This window comes from Geobacter psychrophilus, assembly GCF_056821595.1.
The window spans coordinates 2055872-2077070 of the sequence record NZ_JBXDTU010000004.1 but is presented as its reverse complement, the minus strand read 5'-3'; the positions used below and the strand labels follow the sequence as shown (position 1 = coordinate 2077070).

At 51.0% G+C, this 21199-nt stretch carries 14 protein-coding genes; all 14 read left to right on the top strand.

Annotated features, from left to right (window positions below; translation table 11 throughout):
• Positions 1 to 5 precede the first annotated feature (5 nt).
• The 14 genes from ACOCF6_RS11965 (at position 6) to ACOCF6_RS11900 (ending at position 21179) form a co-directional block, all read left to right on the top strand.
• Positions 6 to 1391 carry a sigma-54-dependent transcriptional regulator gene (locus ACOCF6_RS11965; RefSeq protein WP_482463340.1) on the top strand — a complete coding sequence of 462 codons (1386 nt, stop codon included), beginning with the start codon at positions 6 to 8 and terminating at the stop codon, positions 1389 to 1391.
• A gap of 58 nt (positions 1392 to 1449) precedes the next feature.
• On the top strand, positions 1450 to 2226 hold the full coding sequence (rfbF, locus tag ACOCF6_RS11960) for a glucose-1-phosphate cytidylyltransferase (RefSeq protein ID WP_482460604.1): 777 nt from the start codon (positions 1450 to 1452) through the stop codon (positions 2224 to 2226).
• Positions 2211 to 3290: a CDP-glucose 4,6-dehydratase gene (rfbG, locus tag ACOCF6_RS11955; RefSeq protein WP_482460603.1), complete on the top strand. Its 1080-nt coding sequence runs from the start codon at positions 2211 to 2213 to the stop codon at positions 3288 to 3290. The genes rfbF and rfbG overlap by 16 nt, the downstream gene beginning before the upstream one ends.
• An 11-nt stretch (positions 3291 to 3301) precedes the next feature.
• Positions 3302 to 4660 carry a lipopolysaccharide biosynthesis protein RfbH gene (rfbH, locus tag ACOCF6_RS11950; RefSeq protein ID WP_482460602.1) on the top strand — a complete coding sequence of 453 codons (1359 nt, stop codon included), beginning with the start codon at positions 3302 to 3304 and terminating at the stop codon, positions 4658 to 4660.
• Positions 4651 to 5220 (top strand): dTDP-4-dehydrorhamnose 3,5-epimerase, encoded by a 570-nt coding sequence (gene rfbC / locus ACOCF6_RS11945; RefSeq protein WP_482460601.1) that lies wholly within the window; start codon positions 4651 to 4653, stop codon positions 5218 to 5220. Before rfbH ends, rfbC begins: the two co-directional genes overlap by 10 nt.
• A complete protein-coding gene (locus ACOCF6_RS11940) occupies positions 5217 to 6065 on the top strand; it encodes an NAD-dependent epimerase/dehydratase family protein (protein WP_482460600.1) in 849 nt (282 codons plus the stop codon). The genes rfbC and ACOCF6_RS11940 overlap by 4 nt, the downstream gene beginning before the upstream one ends.
• Before the next feature lie 38 nt (positions 6066 to 6103).
• A complete protein-coding gene (locus ACOCF6_RS11935) occupies positions 6104 to 7120 on the top strand; it encodes a radical SAM/SPASM domain-containing protein (RefSeq protein ID WP_482460599.1) in 1017 nt (338 codons plus the stop codon).
• Positions 7117 to 8409 (top strand): glycosyltransferase family 4 protein, encoded by a 1293-nt coding sequence (locus ACOCF6_RS11930; RefSeq protein ID WP_482460598.1) that lies wholly within the window; start codon positions 7117 to 7119, stop codon positions 8407 to 8409. The genes ACOCF6_RS11935 and ACOCF6_RS11930 overlap by 4 nt, the downstream gene beginning before the upstream one ends.
• On the top strand, positions 8379 to 9641 hold the full coding sequence (locus ACOCF6_RS11925; RefSeq protein ID WP_482460597.1) for an FkbM family methyltransferase: 1263 nt from the start codon (positions 8379 to 8381) through the stop codon (positions 9639 to 9641). Before ACOCF6_RS11930 ends, ACOCF6_RS11925 begins: the two co-directional genes overlap by 31 nt.
• Entirely contained in the window at positions 9619 to 10359 is a 741-nt protein-coding gene (locus ACOCF6_RS11920; protein WP_482460596.1) for an FkbM family methyltransferase, read from the top strand. Before ACOCF6_RS11925 ends, ACOCF6_RS11920 begins: the two co-directional genes overlap by 23 nt.
• 40 nt (positions 10360 to 10399) lie before the next feature.
• Entirely contained in the window at positions 10400 to 12091 is a 1692-nt protein-coding gene (locus ACOCF6_RS11915; protein WP_482460595.1) for a B12-binding domain-containing radical SAM protein, read from the top strand.
• 276 nt (positions 12092 to 12367) lie between these two features.
• Positions 12368 to 15313: a glycosyltransferase gene (locus ACOCF6_RS11910; RefSeq protein WP_482460594.1), complete on the top strand. Its 2946-nt coding sequence runs from the start codon at positions 12368 to 12370 to the stop codon at positions 15311 to 15313.
• Positions 15314 to 15478: 165 nt separating this feature from the next.
• The gene (locus ACOCF6_RS11905; RefSeq protein ID WP_482463338.1) at positions 15479 to 20395 is read left to right on the top strand and encodes a glycosyltransferase; all 4917 of its coding nucleotides are present in this window, start codon (positions 15479 to 15481) and stop codon (positions 20393 to 20395) included.
• 28 nt (positions 20396 to 20423) lie between these two features.
• Complete coding sequence (locus ACOCF6_RS11900; protein WP_482460593.1) at positions 20424 to 21179, top strand: tetratricopeptide repeat protein; 756 nt, start codon at positions 20424 to 20426, stop codon at positions 21177 to 21179.
• The last annotated feature ends 20 nt before the right edge of the window (positions 21180 to 21199 follow it).

The following is a 21199-nucleotide window of genomic DNA, read 5'->3' as shown; positions in this document are numbered from 1 at the left end:
CAGACATAAAAGGCAGAATACTTGTCGTAGACGATGAAAAGCTCCAGCGCGAGATAATCATCCTGACCCTCAAGAAGGAGGGCTACGAACTGGCTGAAGCGGCCGGTGTCCGCGAGGCTTTGGCATTGATGGACAAACGGGAGTTTGATCTGATCCTGACCGATCTCATGATGCAGGGCCAGACCGGGATGGATCTGCTGGAACAGGTTCAAAAGGTCGATGCGGAGCAGTGTGTCATCATGATGACCGCCCATGGTTCCATCAAAACCGCGGTCGAGGCCATCCAGAAGGGGGCCTTCAACTACCTGGAAAAACCGATCGAAGGCGACCAGCTGATCTTGGCGGTCGGCAAGGCACTGGAGCACATCGGACTGGTCCGGGAAAACCGCGTCCTGCGCAAACGGCTGGAAGCGATCCAGTCCATACCCTATATCCATGGCGAGCACCCCAAGATGAAGGAGGTCTTCCGCATCATCTCCAAGATTGCTGCCTCCAGCTCAAGCGTTCTGATCGTGGGTGAATCAGGCACCGGCAAGGAACTGGTCGCGCGCGCCATCCATGACGGCAGCCATCGCAAGGACAAGCCCTTTATGGCAATCAACTGCGCCGCCATCCCCGACACCCTGATCGAAAGCGAGCTGTTCGGCCACGAAAAAGGGAGCTTCACCGGGGCCAATGCCCGTGAAATCGGCATCTTCGAAGCGGCCAATGGCGGCACGGTCTTTCTGGACGAGATCGGCGAAATGAACGTGGCCATGCAGGCCAAGCTGTTGCGCGCCATCCAGGAAAAAGAGATCCGCCGGGTCGGAGGAAAAGTCAACCTGCCGCTGGATCTGCGAATTCTGGCCGCCACCAACCGCGAACTGGAGCAGGAGATCAAGCGGGGCGCATTCCGGGAAGACCTGTTCTATCGCCTGAACGTGATCCGTATCAACCTGCCGCCCCTGCGCGAGCGGGGCAATGACCTTAAAACCCTGGCTGAATATTTCGTAAAAAAATACAGCGAACTGTCGGGGATTGAGGTCGACGGTATCTCGAAACCGGCGCTGCGCCTGATCATGAATTATGGCTGGCCGGGCAACGTACGCCAGCTGGAATCGGTCATCGAGCGCTCAGTGCTGATGGCCGAAAGCAGTATCATCCAGCCCGAAGACCTGCCGGCCGAGCTCAGCTCCACAGCCGGCCTGACCGGCGGCATCAACATCGACCTGCCGCCGGACGGCATTGATTTTGAGGCCCTGGAAAAAGGGATGATCATCAAGGCCATGGAGCGGGCCGACTGGGTGATCGGCAAGGCGGCGCCTCTCCTGGGCATGAGTTACAAGACCCTGCAGTATCGGCTGGAAAAATTTGAAATCGAGCGGCCGGAGAAACGGGGCAAGACGGCCTGATAAAAAAGATGCGTCCTAGTATAGTAGTTCACTTCATAGATCATTGAAGGAGAGCATCATGAAGGTAGTAATTTTTGCCGGTGGACTCGGCACCAGGATATCAGAAGAATCCTATCTCAAACCAAAACCGATGATCGAGATCGGTGAAAAGCCCATACTCTGGCATCTTATGAAGGTTTTTGAAGCACAGGGGTTCAATGAATTCATTATATGTCTCGGATATAAAGGGCATATGATCAAAGAATACTTTATGAACTATTGCGTTTACAACTCCGATGTCACCTTCAATCTCAAGACAAACAGTTTTGAAATTCATCAAACCAACACGGAGAATTTCCGGGTAACACTTGTAGAAACCGGACTGAATACTCAGACAGCAGGTCGACTGAAGCGAATAGAGCAATATGTGGGCAAGGAGGAGTTTATCCTCACCTATGGCGATGGCCTGGCCAATGTAAATCTTCATGAATTGATTGATTTTCACCATTCCCACGGAAAAACGGCGACAGTAACGGCTGTTCAGCCCGCCGGACGATTCGGCCTGCTTGCGATGAATGACGACAGCCGCGTATCCAGCTTCAAGGAGAAACCGCTCGGCGATGGCGGCTGGATTAATGGAGGTTTTTTTGTACTGCGCCCGGAGGTGTTTTCCTATCTTCCGACTGATGCAGACCTTATAATGTGGGAACAGTACCCGCTGGAAAAGCTTGCGCACGAAGATCAATTAATGGCTTACAAGCACCATGGTTTCTGGAAATGCATGGATGCCTTAAGAGACAAAGAGGATCTAAACAGGCACTGGGAGTCAGGCAAAGCAGAATGGAAGATCTGGTGATGACCGATATTTTCAAAGGTAAACGAGTATTTGTAACCGGCCACACCGGTTTCAAGGGCAGTTGGCTTTGCCTGTGGCTTACAAGGCTCGGCGCCCAGGTGACCGGCTATGCCCTTGATCCCCCCACCAGTCCCTGTCTTTTCAAACTCACCCGGCTTGAACATCTGATGCATTCTCATATCGATGACATTCGCAACCCCGAGAAACTGTCTGCGGCTATGGGTGAAGCACAACCCGAATTTGTTTTCCATTTAGCGGCACAGTCGCTGGTACGAAATTCATATAAAAACCCGGTAGAGACCTATTCAACCAACGTGATGGGAACGGTAAACCTTCTGGAAGCTGTTCGCGGGTGCCCTTCCGTCAGGGCCGTCGTAAATGTCACTACTGACAAATGCTATGAAAACCGCGAATGGCCCTGGGGTTATCGCGAAAATGAGCCCTTTGGTGGCTTTGACCCCTATTCCAACAGCAAAGCCTGTTCGGAACTCGTAACCGCTGCTTACCGTTCATCTTACTTCAACCTGCAGGACCACATACGCCATGGGGCCGCCGTTGCAACCGCGAGGGCTGGCAATGTAATCGGTGGCGGAGATTGGGCGGAGGACCGCTTGATACCTGACATCATCCGTTCCATTTTGGCAGATGACATAATCCGCATCCGCAACCCCCATGCCGTACGTCCCTGGCAACATGTGCTGGAACCACTCAGCGGTTATCTGACCCTCGCGCAACGATTGTATGAAGACGGACCGGATTTTGCGGAAGGATGGAATTTCGGCCCGCTTGATACCGATGCCAAACCGGTTGAATGGATTGTCCGGCGGATGTGCCAACTGTGGGGCAAAGATTGTCGTTATGAAATTGACAATGGCACCCACCCCCACGAAGCCCATTACCTCAAGCTGGACTGTTCCAAGGCCAGGTCAAGGATGGGCTGGCAACCTCGTTGGAGCCTGGATAAAGCGCTTGACTCCATTATCGAGTGGACACATCATTATCGTTCAGAAGCTGACCTGCAGAATGTATGCATGAAGCAGATAGGCGAATTTACGGGCATGTAACCGGGGAAAACGTGAACGATCACAAGACTCAGGAGCAAAACTTGCGTCGCCAGGCGATTGAAGCCTCTATCGCCTACTACAACCACGCCCATTCAGGGAAAAAGGCTTTCGCCGTCGGAGACAGAATCCCCTATGGCGGCCGGGTATTCGATGAGCGTGAAATCGCCAACCTTGTCGACGCTTCTCTGGATTTCTGGCTGACAACCGGCAGATATGCTGATCAGTTCGAGGCCGATTTTTCCGCTTTTCTCGATATAAAGCACTGCTCTCTGACGAATTCCGGTTCCTCCGCCAACCTTCTGGCCTTCATGGCACTCACCTCGCCGGAACTGGGAGAACGCCGCATACTGCCCGGCGATGAGGTCATTACCGTCGCGGCCGCCTTTCCCACCACGGTAGCTCCGATCATACAATACGGTGCCGTGCCGGTCTTCGTAGACGTATCTCTCCCCACCTACAACATTGATATCACACAACTCGAAGCAGCCGTTTCTTTAAGAACAAGAGCCGTCATGGTTGCCCATACCCTTGGCAACCCCTTCGACATTTCAGCGGTCAAGGCGTTCTGCGACCGCCACGGATTGTGGCTGATCGAGGACAATTGCGATGCCCTCGGCTCCCGATTCATCATTGATCAGCAATGGCGTTACACCGGCACAATTGGTCATATCGGCACATCCAGTTTCTACCCGCCGCACCACATGACCATGGGAGAAGGGGGAGCGGTCTATACCAATGATTCACAACTGGCCCGACTGGTGGATTCATTTCGTGATTGGGGCCGCGACTGCTGGTGTCCTTCCGGTCGGGACAACACCTGCGGCAACCGCTTTGGTCAACAGTACGGCGAGCTGCCCCTGGGCTACGATCACAAGTATGTCTACTCCCACTTCGGTTACAACCTGAAGGTAACCGACATGCAGGCAGCCATCGGCTGCGCCCAGCTGGAAAAATTGCCCTCCTTCGTCGAGGCGCGCAAACGGAACTGGCGGATTCTGCGAGACGGGTTAAACGGGCTTGAAAATTGCTTTATTCTTCCGGATGCCACCGAGAACTCCGATCCATCCTGGTTCGGCTTTTTGCTTACCGTGCGGGAAGGGGCCGGCTTCAACCGGGACAATATGGTCGATCATCTAGAAAAGATCGGTATCCAGACCAGGATGCTGTTTGCAGGCAACCTTATAAAACATCCCTGCTTTGACACTATGCGCACAAGCGGCGCCGGCTATCGCATGGTTGGAGATTTGCCTGTCACCGACCAGATTATGCGGGATACATTTTGGTTGGGCGTGTATCCGGGCCTCAGTGACGATATGATTTCCTTCGTCATTACATCACTGCGAGATTATGTCGAGAAAACATGCAGATGACGATTCGCGAAACCGCCATTCCCGGCAGCTTTGAAATCAATCCACCGATTTTTCGTGATGAGCGGGGAGTGTTCGTGAAAACATTTCACGAGGAAATATTCAAGCAACATGGCCTGACAACCAATTGGAAAGAAGAATACTATTCCGTATCGCATAAGGGCGTTCTGCGTGGGCTTCACTTCCAGCGCCCTCCCCATGATCACGATAAACTGGTATACTGCACCGCCGGAAGCGTACTGGACGCTGTGGTTGACCTGCGGAAAGGTTCGCCGACCTACGGTGACCATCTTCTTCTGGAATTGGATGCTGACAAGGGGAATATGCTCTACATCCCGCGTGGTCTTGCCCATGGATTTTACGTAACAAGCGAGTCAGCAACTATGATGTACAAGGTTTCTACAGTTTATGCTCCCGACCATGATACTGGTATTCTCTGGAACTCGGCGGGGATTCCCTGGCCGAGTGGTACCACAATGTTGTCACAGCGGGACTCTCACTTTCCAGCCCTTGATATTTTTACTTCACCATTCGGTTGCGATGGTGATTTGGTGCAACCATGAACGTTCTTGTTACTGGTGCTTCAGGTTTTGTTGGACGCCATGTTGTGCTTTGCCTCTTGGCACGGGGACACCGAGTTACGGCCGTTGCCCGTGATACGAATCGAGCCGCCGCGTCTCCCTGGTTTGGCAAAGCAGCCTTCATTGCCACCGATATCCATAACACTTCAACCGTTGAACGACTACAGCCCGCTGCCTTTGATGTTGTAATGCATCTTGCTTGGCCCGGCTTGCCGAACTATTCCGCGCTGACTCATCTCGAGCAGACCCTTCCAGCGGAGATCCGTTTTCTAAAAGGACTTGTGCAGGCCGGAGTGACACAGCTACTGATTGCCGGAACCTGCTTTGAGTATGGTCTTCAGCATGGGTGCCTCAATGAACTGACAATCCCGGCACCGGTTACCCCATACGCTGTTGCCAAGAATACCCTTCGCAGTTATCTGGAGTCACTGAAGAGAGAACAACCGTTCCTCCTCCAATGGGCCAGACTTTTCTATATGTACGGCGAAGGACAGAATCCCAAAAGCTTGCTTTCGCAGTTGGATGCGGCTATTGACAGGGGAAATTCTATCTTTAACATGTCCGGTGGTGAACAGTTGCGAGATTATCTGCCTGCGGAAACTGTAGCGTCCCATCTTGTGTCTCTCGTCGAACATCCTTCATATGAGGGCATAATAAATATCTGCAGTGGGACACCGATCTCCGTACGTCGGTTGGTAGAGGAGCATATTACTACGCGCGGCGCATCTATCCAACTTAATCTAGGTCATTATCCTTACCCTGATTATGAGCCTATGTCATTCTGGGGTAATACAGCGAAGTTGAACCTCATGTTAGCCGAAAGATAATGTTTGCAGAACAAACCCCTTAAAGTGACGGTACATTTATGAAAGCTCAGATAAAACCTCGAATCAACCAAGAAGGTCGGACCCGGCTCGAAGAGGTAATCCCTATCTCCACTCCGTTCGTCCTGTTTGTCGATCCCTCCAGCGCGTGCAATTTTCGCTGCAAGTTTTGCCCAAACGGCGACATCACATTGATCCGCGAGTCGGGTCGTTGGCAGGGGACCATGGAGCTTCCCATTTTCAAAAAGATTATTGATGATCTTAAGAAGTTCGATGAACCACTTAAGGTACTCAGACTCTATAAGGAGGGAGAACCATTCCTGAACAAGCATTTTGCCGAGATGGTTCGCTATGCAAAGGAGAGCGGCGTTGTTCAAAGCATCGACACGACTACTAACGGCTCCCTGCTGGATCCGGAAATCATCAAACCGGTACTGGATGCCGGTATCGACCGTATTAATATCTCGGTGGATGGCCTTTCGGACGAACAGTTTCTCGAGTTTGCCGGAGTAAAAGTAAACTTCGATACATTCGTTGAAAATATCCGAAAAACCTATGCGATGAGAGGAACCTGCGAAATATGTATTAAAATAGCCGGTGATTTTCTCTCCGATGAAGACAAACAGAAATTCTATGCGGTCTTCGGCAACTATGCCGACAGAATTTTTATCGAGAATGTTGCTCCCTGTTGGCCCGAGTTCGATGTCCAGAAAAGGCTGGGTGTTGATATGGAAAAGGGCATTTATGACCAGCCGTTAAGTGAAGTGAATACCTGTCCGTATATTTTTTATTCCATGTCCGTTAACTCGGACGGTTCCGTCAGCCTTTGCTTTCTTGACTGGGCCAGGAAACTTTTGATTGGCGATGTTCGCAAAGAAAGCCTGAAAGATATCTGGAATGGGGAGGCGATCTTTCAGCACAGGCAAGGGCATCTGCTTGGCAAAAGGAAAGAAAACCCTATATGCGCTACATGCGGCCAGCTTACTCACTGTCTGCCAGATAATATTGACCCGTACGCCGACAAACTTCTTGAAAAGCTGCTCGCCCCTCGCACATGAGCAGCACGATCAAGGTATTGCACATTACCGCCCATCTAGGTGGCGGGATCGGCAAGGCGCTCACCGGACTCTTGCTGAATACACCTACTGAGTCGGGTGTTAGCCATGCCATCATCTGCCTTGAACCTCCAGAAAAAATGCAGTTCCTAGAGCAGCTCATCGCCTCAGGCTGTCCCGTGGCGGTAGCGCCGAACCGTGAAACTCTTGCAGAGCTGATTGAGGAATCGGACATTGTCCAGCTTGAATGGTGGGGGCATCCGGCAACGATTGCAGCGCTGTGTGGGAGATCGCTCCCTGCTATGCGCCTGCTTGTCTGGTGTCACATTTCAGGCATCTATACTCCGATTATCCCAAGCCGACTGGTGGAATCTGCTCATGCATGTCTGTTTACATCCCCCTGTTCATTCGAGGCTGCCGAGGTAAAAAAACTTTCTTCCAAGATACGGAGCCAACTTGGTGTAGTTTATAGTTGCGGTGGCTTTGATGGATTTTCGTTGCCAAGCCGCTTACCCGAAGAACAACTGAAAGCTGGCTACCTTGGCAGCATGAACTTTGCAAAGCTGCATCCGCACTATGTAAAGTTTTTGTCAGCAGTCACCATCCCGGATTTTAAGGTCAGAATGATTGGAGACATAACCAACCGGGATGTCCTAGAACAGCACTGCCGAGAGGTCGGCCGGCCGGATATGCTCGAATTTCACGGCTATACGACTGACGTTGCGTCAGAGTTGGCCAACATCAATGTTTTTCCCTACCTCCTAAATCCGCAACATTATGGTACCACTGAAAATGCTCTATTGGAGGCGATGGCAATGGGAGTTGTTCCTATTGTTCTGGATAACCCGGCCGAGCGGTGTCTGGTGACTGACCGCGAAACAGGTTTGATTGTCAGAAATCCTCAAGAGTTCGGTGATGCGGTCGCGTGGATGGCAAACCATCCGTCGGAGCGGCAAAAGATTGCGTTGCAGGCGGCATCGTCAGTTCGCGATCGGTTTACGGCTGGCAGGATGACAGAAGCATTTAACCGCCATTATGCATCGGGTTGCGAGGTGGACAAGGCTGTCATCTCTTTTAGCGACATATTTGGTAGAACGCCTGCAGAGTGGTTTCTTTCCAGTCAGAAGCACCAGGAATTTTTTACAGCTGAAAGAGAAACTTCTGTGATTGACGAGTTTACGCTGCCAGGCCTGATGGAGCGCTCAAAGGGTTCGGTTTTCCACTATCATAAATACTTTCCTGAAGATACGAGGCTATCCCAATGGGCAAAGAAGCAGGAAACATTAGTGTAGTACGAGAAAAGTGCCCAGATAAGGCAACAGCCCGCAGACTTCTCAGGGATATAACTTCTCGGGAAGCCGCTTTTCCCCCACAGGTTACAGGTAAGCCTCTTATCCTCTACGGAGCTGGCAATCTGGGCAGGATGGCCAGGGGTTATCTTGATCATATTGGAGTATCTTTTTGCTATGTAGTAGATGCCAATTATGCCGCTTTCCGCAACGATCCAGTCTGGAACGGTGTTGTCGTCATTGGTCCGGAAGACGTTCCTGAAGAAGACAAAATAACATCGATGCTGGTGGTTTGCATTTCAACTATTCCTTACGCTTCTGTCTATCAGTCCCTGCTTGCCCAAGGATGGGAAAATGTTGTGCCGTTTTACGATGTCGTCGAATCCTATCGTGAACGACATCCCTTAAGTAATGGCTGGTTTGCTGGAAGTCTGGATGCGCAGGACATTGCAGGCATCGCAAGAGTACTGGATTGTTGGGAAGATGATGAATCGCGCGCACACCATATTCAGTTTCTTGCTTGGCGGTACTTGCGCGAGGAATGGACTTTTGACGGAGCCATCCCGGAAACTGGTGACCGATACTTCATCCCTGAAGTCAGTTCAATACTCAATGACCGTGAATCCTTTCTTGATGTTGGCGCTCATCATGGTGAAGTGAGCATCAGGTTCTCTGAAATGATGGAGGGAAGGTTCAATGAGATCTTGGCCATCGAACCGGATGGTATTAATCTTTCAATACTCCGGCGTAATTTTGACTTACACTTTTCCGATACCCTTGCATCAAAAGTCCATGTCGCCGATTATGTGGTTGGCGAACAGACGGATGAAAAATGTTTTTATTATGGGCTTGATTATGCTGCTCAAATCAGCACAATCGGCTTGAATTCTGTGCCTGTACATACTATTGATTCAATGGGAATTGCACCAACATTCATTAAGTTGCATCTTGAAGGCGGAGAACTTGCAGCAATTAAGGGCGCAAATGCAACGATTTGTAGGAGTAGACCTATAATTGCAACCACTGCTTATCATAATCGATTGGGCCTCTGGGAGTTCCCTCTCTGGCTAATAAAGAATCTTGTAAATTATCGTTTTCTACTACGCTTGCATGGCTGGTGTGGAACTGCGCAGGTTATTTATGCCATACCATATGAAAGGATGCAGTCATCATTGAATCTCAACACCGCATCAACAGAAACGGAGTGCATACATGAACGAAAAACTTATTTTTGATCTGGGTTTTCATAACGGTGATGACACGGATTTCTATCTTCAAAAAGGCTATAACGTGGTGGCGTTGGAAGCTAATCCTAGGCTCGTCAGCGATGGAGCACAGCGATTTGCAGACGCTATTGAGAGTGGCCGGCTGATTTTGATTAACAAAGCAATTTCTGGCCAAGATGGAGAAGTTGAGTTTTATGTTCATCCATCGAACTCAGACTGGAGCAGTTGTTTTCCAGAGATAGTTGGGAGCGATGGGAGCACGCCCGTTCAAGTTAATGTGCAGAGCATCTCAGTTATAATGCTTTATGAGCAGTTTGGTGTGCCCTGCTATATAAAAGTGGATGTTGAAGGAACTGATCCTTTTGTAGCCAGACAAGTGTTAGAATATGCTGAAAAACCAAGATTTATCTCTTTCGAAACGTCACGAAGGGATTACGCGGCGATTTTCTCCTGTCTCTATCTTTGCGGCTATACACGCTTTCAGCTTGTCAACCAGGCAAACAACCAGGGACGCGTTATTGATACCGAGACTGTTGACGGCACCCCACTGAAATATACATTCACCAGGTTTTCAAGTGGGCCTTTCGGAAGTGACCTCCCGGAGGAAAAGTGGCTTTCATTCGATGATGCCTTGTCCAGATACCTGAAATACAAGGAGCTCAAACAGCTGGATAACAAGGAACTGGGCCTTGGCTGGGTGGATATACATGCCCGACTAAAAGCGTAGCACAGCACTGCCCCCGCGCCCGGCATCACAAAGGACACCTATGACTACAGAACGTGTGTTGTTCATCATTCCGCCCTATTTCAGCATCGACGATTATATGTCCCGATCAGGGGTGATACCGCCGTTCACCATCCCCTACGGAGTCCTTTCCCTTAATGCCTATCTGGTGAAAATGTTCGGGGATACTATCGAGGTCAGGGTCGTGGACCTTAACGCCTCTTTTAGGGAGGAGCTGGCCCACTCGAACAGAGAAGTCTTGCTGGCATCGTTCGAGCTCTTGCTGACAACACAGGTGCATGATTTCGATCCGACCATTGTCGGTATCTCAGCATTATTCAACACTTCGTTCATCTATATCGAAAATCTATCGAAAACCGTCAAAAAGGTGAAAAGCGAATGCCTTGTCGTTGCGGGAGGCGGCCTCCCGTCGGCTGCATACGCAGAGGTTCTGGAACATTGTCCATCGGTAGATGCCGTCTGCAAGGGTGAAGGTGAGCTGCCTCTGGCAGAACTGGTCGGGGCCCGCAACAGGGAAGCGCTTCTAGCATCACACCCCTCCTGGCTGACACGCGAAGGGTGGGCGGCTGGCAAGGCTCCCCTCAACACATTTGTAACAGATCTCGATGAGATCCCCATGCTTGATTTCAGCCTGATCAGACTGGATGACTACAATTCACGCTCGATTGACAAACGCTTCAGTAATGACCTGAAACGCGAAATGCCGATTCACACCTCCCGCGGCTGCCCGTTTTCCTGCGTGTTCTGCTCCAATCCGTCGTTGCATGGCAACAAGGTCAGGTCCAGCAGTGTCGGGCGGGTACTGGAGCAAGTCAGGGAAATGAAAGAGCTCTACGGCATGACAGTCCTGCTGATCGAGGATGATCATTTCTTTTTTGATACAACGCGGGCTAAGGCGATCCTGAAAGGACTTGCTGCCTTCGGCATCAGAGTCGAATTCCCGAACGGGATCGCGGTTTACGCTATCGACGAAGAGATCGCGTCACTGCTGGAAGCAGCAGGCACTTCCACGGTTGCGCTTGCCGTGGAATCAGGTTCAGATTACGTGCTCAAAGAGATCATCGGCAAGCCGTTGAATACAAAAATGGTTAAAGACAAGGTCGGAATGCTGCGCCGACATGGCGTTCAGTGCCACGCGTTCATTGTAATCGGATTGCCGGGCGAGATGCCAGAGCACCGGCAGGAAACCCTGGACCTCTTGCTGGACGTAGGTTTCGACTGGGCGCACATCTTCTGTGCCGTACCGATTTTTGGAAGCAGACTGTATGATATCTGTGTATCAAACGGTTATCTTAACCAAACAAGCTTCCTGGAGCATATCAATACAAAATGCGTGATAACCGCTCCCGGGGTCGACCCGCTGGAAATCGAGAAAACCGCCTACGAATTCAATCTTATCGTAAATTTTATCGCTAACTATAACCTGAAGGCTGGGAATTTCGACACGGCCGTCAAATACTTCTCGAATGTCACGGGGAAATATCCCGATCATGCCTTTGGGCGTTTTTTCCTCTCACAGGCATTGAGAGGTACGGGAGATCATTTCCGTTCAGACCAGGAACTCGCCGAATATCATCGCATAATTTCTCATGACACCTGGTGGCAGAAGCTATCTGACCAATTTGGATTGGTCGATACATCTGAGGCGCGAATCGGCGACATGGAAAGCCGCTGCACCCTGGCGTCAGGTTCCCCGGAGAGTTACAATCAGTGATCTGTCATTACAGGTACTGCATCAAAATAGCATGACCGTTTTTTGACACGATCGGCCAGGAAGATACGCAGGCCGATCGTCATCATCCGGCAACCAACCCTGTATAACTATTATTTACGGGCCCTGGCAACGGATCAACTTCAACTAAAAAAATTTTGGCGCACAATGTGCTTTAGTTGAGAAAATATATTTCAGAACAGAGGGTTAGTCGTTACTGCTCCACGGAGAATCCTTTACTCAGAAAGAGCTGCACATTTCAGTCATGGAGAGCACGTTATGAACACCCAGCCAGTGCTTACTATTGGTATGTCCGTTTACAATGAAGCGCCATATATGAGCGATTCGATCACCTCCATCCTCAATCAGACATACCGTAATTTCATACTGGTCATCACAAACAACGGTTCAACGGATGAGAGTGGTGAAATTGCCGAGAATTTTGCCAGGCAGGACCCGCGCGTGAAGGTAGTTCATGAAGAGATCAACGACCCGCTACTTTGCTACAGAGTAATTGACAATGCGACGACAACGTACTTTATGGGCGCTGCCGGCCACGATTATTATGCTCCCGGGTTTGTAGAGAAATGCCTGGCCCAGCTTGAATCCGACCCTGTGGTTGTCCTAGCCTACCCTCGTGCAAAATGGTTTAAGGACGACCATATCCTGGGGGACATACCCTCTGTATTCGATACAAGGGGCATGCAGCCATATGTCCGTGCCCTTGTGGTCTCCTATGGACTTGTGGAGTCACACCAGCAGTACGGGATTTTTCGCTGCAGGGAACTACAGTCGCTCTCCCGGCACAAGGTGGTCGGCTTCGACCATGTCAGGCTGGCGGAACTTGCAATCCTGGGGGCCTTTGCATTGGTGGATGAAACTCTCTTTTTTATGCGGCAGGTAGATTCATATGGCGACACCAATACCTATCGTAAAAAACACTGTCCTGGCGAACCCGATGGAGTCAGCCCATTCCTCAAACTGACCGAAGCGTACATGAGTATTGCCGACAGACTGACCACTCCCCACGACAGGTTGATTGCAAAGATGGCTTTATTCACTATGAGCCTTTTACGCTACAAGGGTGTCCTCACCATGTTCGGCGAATCCCTGGAATCTTTGTTTGGCCGACCGGGTTTCAAGGAGCTTGCAGATGTAATTGCCGACATGAACCGCTTTATCGAACAGGATCTGCAAGTCAAATACGCCGGGAAGCAACTTGACAACAACGCTGAAGGTCGTAATCCCGATCGCTCCTGCAGCGATAATAATGTACTAACAGATATGATCTCTGCCTCTACAGCGCAACTTTCAGTGCGAAAAGCACATGTCAAAGTTGCCGGAGAAGCCGCCTCGGAACACGACCTGACTGCCGTGAATGAGGAATCCGAATTTGCCCGCACCATCGCCGATCTCTTCGCCCGGGTTCGTCCGAAACGGATCATTGAGACCGGCACCTACCACGGTGAAGGGACCACGCGCATCATCGCCAGCACCCTAAAGAGCCTGGGCCTGGACGACACGGTGTTCTGCACCATCGAGTGCAACCCCGACAACTATCGCCAGGCGTGGGTCAACCTGCAGCGCAGCGGTCTGATCGACCGGGTGCGCATGCTGAACGGGCTGAGCGTGCCGCGCGCCAAGCTGCCCACCATCGAGGAGATCGAGCAGAGCTGCGTCAACAACATTGAGTACGATGATATCTTCGTCGACCATCATGAACAGCAGCGTGCCCTGCTGTACTACAAGGAAACCGACTTTACCGGGATTCATGACGACATGATCGGCCGGGCGCTCCAGCTCTGCGAGGACCGTCCCGATTTTGTCCTGCTGGACAGCGGCGGCCATATGGGCAATGTTGAGTTCAACTACCTGACGAGTCGGCTCAAGGGACCCTGCTACCTGGCTCTGGATGACATCTTCCATATCAAGCACCACAAAAGCTATAAGCAGATGCAAGCCGATCCACGCTTCGAAATCCTGATGGTGTCACATGAGAAGTTCGGTTTCTGCCTGGCTAAATTTAATCCGCTAACAAAAGCTGGAAACGATGGCAGGGAAAAGCAGATTATTTGGGTTCGTCCTGATTCGATTGGTGACAATATACTTGCCATGTCAATTCTCCCACACCTGAAATCGCGTCGTCCTGATGCAAAAATTACCGTTTTATGCCAGGAGCACATCGCTGAACTATACGATGCAAATCCAGATGTGGAACGGGTAATAACCTTCAACAGGCTACGAGCTATTAATGAGGAAGAATATCGAACAAGCATTCTACAGCAACTGCAAGAACTCCGTGCCGACATCTGCCTCAATGCAGTATATTCGCGTGAACCACTCACCGATTTTTTTGCAGTTAACTGTGGTGCACGTGAACGGATTGCGCTTCAAGGAGATTGCTGCAATATGTCGCTAGAAGATCAAATAAACAACAATCGTTTATACACATCAGTTATTTCTAGTTCTGGTGATAGAAAATCCGAGCTTGAGCGACATCAGGATTTTCTTTCTGGAATTGGGATTACTGATGTGAAAATTGAACCTACCCTGAGATTAAGGTCTGATGATTTGGCATTTAGCGATCGTTTTTTTGAAGATCAAGGGCTTGATCCAGGAAAAACTATTGCACTTTTCGCAGGCGCCCAACAAGGTGTTCGCATTTATGAAAAATACGGGGCGGCTCTCGCGGGCATTTGCAGTGAGAATGGTTATTCTGTCGTAGCTCTTGGATCTGCAGGCGACTATGATATTAACCAGCGGAACCTTAATGATATCGCCGCTGCAGGCTCGATCAATTTGAGTGGTGCTACTACACTACGCCAGAGCGCTGCTCTTTTGAGCCGCTGTTTACTGGTGGTGGGAGCGGAGACAGGACTTGCCCACCTCGCCTGTGCTGTGGGAACTCCCAATGTGGTACTGCTTGGCGGTGGACACTTTGGGCGTTTTATGCCGTACTCACATCTTACATCAGTAGCCTGTCTCCCATTGGAATGTTACGGCTGCAATTGGAAATGCAGGTACATGCGGGTGCATTGCATTCGATCTGTTAATTCGTCAGTAATAGAGAAAGCGATTCGTCAAACTATTGCGGCATCATCCGATAAACCTCGTGTATTCATACAAGATGCTTCAACGTGGAGTCCCACCGTTGGCGAACCTCACTGGAAAGATGTTAGCGAATGGTTCGCGACTGGCTCTGTTTCCGTCATACCAGTTTTTTGAAAAGTTTGTTTCTGTCAGAATGTAAGGGGGCTACTCCTGATCTTTATTTTGTGGCTTTTCAAAAAGCGGTTACGTTACAACTCAATCACTTTGTTTTGAAACAGTAGGAGTATATCGATGTCACTCCCGCGTGACTTTTTAACACAAATAGACAGGCCGTTTTCAATGGTTTTACCGGACATTCGTGTATCCGCAATTGTTTCCACGTACAACTCCGAATTTTTTATCAGGGGTTGCCTTGAAGGCTTGGTAGACCAGACATTATACAAAAGAGGGCAGTTGGAAATCATTGTGGTGGATAGTGCCTCCCCGCAGAATGAGGGGAGCATCGTTAAAGAGTTTCAGTCGCGTTATTCGAGTATAAAATATATTAGAACCGTTGAGCGCGAAACAGTCTATCAGGCCTGGAACCGCGGCATTAGGGCGGCCCGGGGAGAGTTCATCACCAATGCAAATACCGACGACCGGCTGAGAAGTGATGCTATCGAGGTATTGACTCATGCACTTCAGTGCCATCCTGATAAGGCGCTAGCCTATGGCGACTCGATTGTCACCTTGCATGAAAATGAAACATTCGCTGATTGCACACCGCACGATTATCTGCGCTGGCCCGATTTTGAGCGATCAAAGCTGCTGGATTTCTGTTTTGTAGGCCCGCATCCGGTCTGGCGTCGTTCTCTGCATGACGAGATAGGTTATTTTGACGAGCGATACCAGTGTGCCGCTGATTACGAATTCTGGCTTCGTGCGGCGGAACGCTACGATTTTGTCCATCTTCCGGAGCTTTTGGGGCTCTACTGGTTGAATGAAGGAACGGTTTCCCGCAAGGGTGACCGTCCGCTTCGCGAGGCGGCCATGATCCAAGCAGAATACCGCAAACGCTACCAGAAAAAAAATGTGACTGGCACCTTATCTGCCGTGCTGTTCGTCGTACACGGTTTTCCGCCGAATGCTGTCGGCGGTGTCGAGGTTTATACCCGTAACCTTGCCAATGAAATGAGTTCACGGGGAATTAATGTAACGGTCCTTTATCCGGCCACAGATATGTCCGGACCCGATTACTCGATCACTTTAGATGCTGTTGACGGCCTGACACTGGCAAAATTCAATGTCCCAATCGGAAATTGGGTTTCTGCAATCATCTCACAAGATATTGACCGGGCCTTTGGCCGCTTTCTTGAGTCCCATGTTTTTGATCTAGTTCATTTTCACCATATAAATGCCCATTTATCCATATCGATGATTGCCAGTGCAAAAGAGCATGGAGTACCCGTTGCCCTTACCCTCCACGATTTCTGGTTTATCTGTCTCCGCACACATCTCTTCATTGAGGAAAGCGGAACTGTCTGTTCAGGACCTGAAAGCGAGACCAAATGCACGGATTGTTTTTTTCGAACAGGACATCACTCCAATATATCTCCGACCGCTGTGGAACAGGCGATTGCATTTCGCCAGGCATATGTACGCGAACAATTGTTGAATGTTGACCTGCTTTTCTCACCGTCAGGTTTCGTCGCCGATGTTTTCAATCGGTTCGCTTTTGGTGTTAACAAAATCACGGTCGCCCCTATCGGCATCGGGAAGTTTTCTGTTACGCGTTCCCCAATGGGCGCTGGCATAAGATTTGGTTACATGGGTACAATCCATCCACTTAAAAATATTTTTCCCCTTGTCAGTGCTTTTGCTGCAACATATGGTCAGTCCAGGTTAGATATATTTGGCGGTGGCGAACCCCACTGGATCGAGGAACTTAAAAAAGGCATCTCTGATGTAAGGATTGCCTACCATGGCAGCTATACTCCCGATCAATTACCAGAAATACTTTCTAATATTGATGTTCTGATTGTTCCATCATTCATAGAAAGCTATTGTCTTACGGTACGAGAGGCTCTGAGTGCCGGTATCCCTGTTCTGGCGGCACGAGTAGGGGGCATCCCGGAAATTGTACGCGAAGGAGTCAATGGAATATTGTTTGACCCTTTTGATAAGGCAGAACTGACTTGTCTGCTCCAACAAATCATCTCAAACCCCGGCATGTTGCAAAAACTGAATGGGCACGCTATTCCTGTTATGACAATTGCTGAGGATGCGAGTTTCCTTATTGAACAGTACGCTTCCTGTATATCTCCTTCTGGCGCTCCGAAAATTAAAAAAGACCTTGCGGCGATTGAGCAAATGTTCAGACCCGCTAGCAATATTTCAACTCGCGTGATGCCGGACAAAATAAAGGTCGCGTTTTTTTCCCTCGACAGACAGGAGTGTGCCTGCCCTCAAATCAGACTGATTTCACCATTGACCTTTTGGGATAAATCGGTGCAGCTCCTCTGGGGCGCAACGTCCGACGGAACAACTTGTACTACAAAACTGGATGTGATTGATGCGGCGGATCTGATCGTTATCCAAAGATTCTACCCTCGTCAGGGGTCACTCCCATACATTGAGAAGCTATTTGCCACAGGGAAACCGGTCATCTATGAGGTTGACGACCTAATAACGGCATTGCCAGACGACAACCACCTTAAGCCCTGGGTGGAGGAGACCTCCCGGCTCTTGCCGGAAGTGCTGTCTCGCTGCAGTGCTGTCACCGTGTCCACACATTTGTTAGCCGAAGCTTTTAAAAAATACAATCCATCCGTCTATGTTTTACCGAATCTGATAGATGAGACCCTCTGGCAGGTTTCTGAAGTAAAAACAGCTAACGAACCTGTTGTGATCGGGTTTGCAGGTACTGCAACACATCGGGCCGACCTGAAGGCTATTGAGCCGGCACTCTTCAAAATTGCCCGGAAGTATGGAAATCGCGTGGCCTTCAGATTTATGGGAGATAGCTACGAGAGCCTGTCTACGCTGCCTGGTTATGTTTTTATTCCTTTTGCGGTGGACTATCGATCATATGCCCGAACGTTGGGGCAGGCCGGCTTTGATATTGCCCTGATCCCGTTACTGGATAATGCATTCAATCGCTGCAAGAGCAATATCAAATGGCTGGAATATTCCATCTGTGGTGTCGCGGGTATCTATTCAGATCTGACCCCTTATAACAGTTGTATCAAACAGGGAGCCACCGGAGTTCTTGTAGATAATGATCCGGAAAAATGGTTTCAGGCTATTTCACTTCTGATTGAACGCCCGGAGCTACGACACGAAATAGCTCAAAATGCGCGTGCTGTTATAATGAACCATTATACGGTTCGCGCCAAGGCACACCAGTATCTTGATGCCTATCGCGAGATTATCGGGCAGCACAGTCGCTCAAAAGGCACGCTGCCAACGGCTCCAAGCGCCCCCGTTAAGATCTCCATCGTCATTCCTGTATTCAACCAGGTAGACCTCACTCGACAGTGCCTGGAAACACTTTTTACCACTCAGCCTGCAGCGATACCGGTCGAGATCATTGTGGTGGATAACGCCTCCAGCGACGGGACAACAGAGTATCTGGCACGCCAAGCCGAGCGGATAACCGTCATTACGAACCACGATAATCTGGGTTTCGCGGCTGCCTGCAATCTGGGGGCGCGACATGCTCGCGGCGAACTGGTTCTGTTCCTCAATAACGATACCATTCCCAAGACAGGCTGGCTTGAGGCATTGATATCACCGATCGTCGACGGCGAGGCCGACATCTGTGGCGCGCGGCTGCTCTACCCGGATGGACGCTGTCAGCATGCAGGAATTGCCTTTGATGAGCGGGGTCTGGGCTATCATATCTTTGCCAATTTTCCCGCTGATGCAGCACCCGTCATGGAACGGCGCTATATGCAGGCCGTGACCGGAGCATGCCTGCTGCTGCGAAAAACCCTGTTCCAGGAGCTGGGCGGTTTTGACGAAGGATTCCGCAACGGTTTTGAGGACGTGGACCTCTGTCTGAGGGCCGGCGAGACGGGTAAGCGGGTCCTCTACGTACCGCAGAGCGTTGTTACCCACTACGCAGAACAGAGCACCGGGCGCAAGGCGCATGACATTCCCAATATGCAGCGTTTTTTCGGCCGCTGGCAGGGCAAAGTCCGTTCAGACGATCAGGGACTGTACGCCCGATTCGGGCTGTCAGGCAGGCTGGAGTCCGGCGGCCGGATGGTTGTTTCCTCTACAGCAGCAGTACCGGCTGTATCGATCATCATCCCGCTCTACAATCAGGTTGAACTGACACACCTCTGTCTGGCCGCACTGGAGAAGAATACAGCCGGATACAGGTATGAACTGGTGCTGGTAGACAACGGCTCCAGCGACGGGACCGCCGGACTGCTGGCACAGTGGGAGGGAAGGGCCACGCTCGTTCGCAACGTCCGCAATCTCGGCTTTGCAACCGCCTGCAACCAGGGTGCACGTTCCGCCAAAGGGAAATACCTGCTGTTTCTGAACAACGATACCGAGGTTACGCCCGGATGGCTTGAGCCGCTGGTTACTACCCTGGACCAGGATGTTCTGGTTTCTGCGGTCGGCAGCAAGCTGCTCTATCCCGATGGAACGATCCAGCATGCCGGTGTGACGCTCATCGATGACCGGCAAGCCGGTGATCCCTTGCTGGCTAAAAACCAGTTTGTCGGTTTTCCGGCGGCTCATCCTCCGGCAAACATTCTCCGGCGGGTACAGGCTCTGACCGCGGCCTGTATGATGGTGCGCCGCGATGCATTCGAGTCAGCTGGCGGATTTGACGAGGGGTACTGGAACGGCTACGAGGATGTCGATCTCTGCCTGAATCTGGCGCAACGGGGAGGAATGCTGGTGTACCAGCCAGCCAGTGCCGTTATTCACCACGAGTCCCGTTCCGGTACGGAACGCTTCCGACGGGCCAGCGATAACATCCGTCGCTTGCATGATCGTTGGCAGGGCAAAAGCAAGGTTGATGCGATCATCCAGCCCGACGGCACTGTGCAGATCGGCCCGGCTGTGGCAGAGGGTCGGGTGGGGCCCTACCATCCACCACATTCAGCCCCCCCTGCCCCGGAACCTGACCGGTCAGTGACTGGTACGCGCTATCCCCTGATTCCGCTGGTGGCGCATTCATCCGCATCCATCCTGCAAAGAATCACCAGCTCACAGCGCCTGAAGAGTGTGCTTCTGCGTTATACAGCAGAGGATTGAACTACAACCCAGCTTGAAAGGATATACCATGAAGACCCATGAAATGCATGACTGGCTGAAAGCCGGCGCCCATTACCGCGGAAAAGGGAATTTTGAGAAGGCGCTGGAGGCGTTTGCCCAGGCCCGTCTGGCTCTGTTGTGCGAGATGGGAGAGTGCCTGACCAGCCTGGGCCAGCTCGACGAAGGGCGGGTCTTGTTTGAGGAGGTACTGGAGGCCAACTCAGCCGACATGCGTGCCAACGCCGGCATGGGGATCGTCTATCTGCTGGCCGGTGAGTATGCTGCAGCAGAAGTCGCTTTTGGCAATGTACTGCATCTGGAGCCAGGCAATGCCAAGGCGCTTTGCGGCCTTGGGATTGCCCAGAAAGGTGCCGGCCGTTTGCAGGAGGCATTTGAGACATTGAAGCAGTCACTTGCGCAGGATACAGACCAGAAGACGGCATTGCAGACTCTGTCAGAAGTTGGTGCCACACTGAACAGGACCGAGGAGGTGCTGCCGCTCCTGCGCAAGTATCTGAAGCGTCATCCCGAAGACAGTGACATCTCCGGCGACATACAGGCACTGGAAGGTGCTGCTTCCGTCTCCCCTTCAATCCCGGTCACTGCTGCAGAACTGCTTCGAAGCGCAGTTGCTGCGTTCAAATCCGCACCCGACAACCCGCGTACCGTTGCAGATCTGGTGTCTGTCCTGCGCAAGCTCGGGCGGGAAGCAGAGGCACAGGAGGTGCGGGCCGCCTTTATCGGACGGAACCCGGGAAATGAGTCTGCTCTGTTGCAATTCTGAGCGGTAGTTGTTACTGTATC

Bases quoted from the DNA above. Each gene is read 5' to 3' on its own strand.
- ACOCF6_RS11920 (WP_482460596.1), top strand. From the start codon at position 9,619: ATGAACGAAAAACTTATTTTTGATCTGGGTTTTCATAACGGTGATGAC.
- ACOCF6_RS11905 (WP_482463338.1), top strand. From the start codon at position 15,479: ATGGTTTTACCGGACATTCGTGTATCCGCAATTGTTTCCACGTACAAC.
- ACOCF6_RS11940 (WP_482460600.1), top strand. From the start codon at position 5,217: ATGAACGTTCTTGTTACTGGTGCTTCAGGTTTTGTTGGACGCCATGTT.
- ACOCF6_RS11925 (WP_482460597.1), top strand. From the start codon at position 8,379: ATGGGCAAAGAAGCAGGAAACATTAGTGTAGTACGAGAAAAGTGCCCA.
- ACOCF6_RS11930 (WP_482460598.1), top strand. From the start codon at position 7,117: ATGAGCAGCACGATCAAGGTATTGCACATTACCGCCCATCTAGGTGGC.
- rfbC (WP_482460601.1), top strand. From the start codon at position 4,651: ATGCAGATGACGATTCGCGAAACCGCCATTCCCGGCAGCTTTGAAATC.
- ACOCF6_RS11935 (WP_482460599.1), top strand. From the start codon at position 6,104: ATGAAAGCTCAGATAAAACCTCGAATCAACCAAGAAGGTCGGACCCGG.
- ACOCF6_RS11915 (WP_482460595.1), top strand. From the start codon at position 10,400: ATGACTACAGAACGTGTGTTGTTCATCATTCCGCCCTATTTCAGCATC.
- ACOCF6_RS11910 (WP_482460594.1), top strand. From the start codon at position 12,368: ATGAACACCCAGCCAGTGCTTACTATTGGTATGTCCGTTTACAATGAA.
- rfbG (WP_482460603.1), top strand. From the start codon at position 2,211: ATGGAAGATCTGGTGATGACCGATATTTTCAAAGGTAAACGAGTATTT.
- ACOCF6_RS11900 (WP_482460593.1), top strand. From the start codon at position 20,424: ATGAAGACCCATGAAATGCATGACTGGCTGAAAGCCGGCGCCCATTAC.
- rfbF (WP_482460604.1), top strand. From the start codon at position 1,450: ATGAAGGTAGTAATTTTTGCCGGTGGACTCGGCACCAGGATATCAGAA.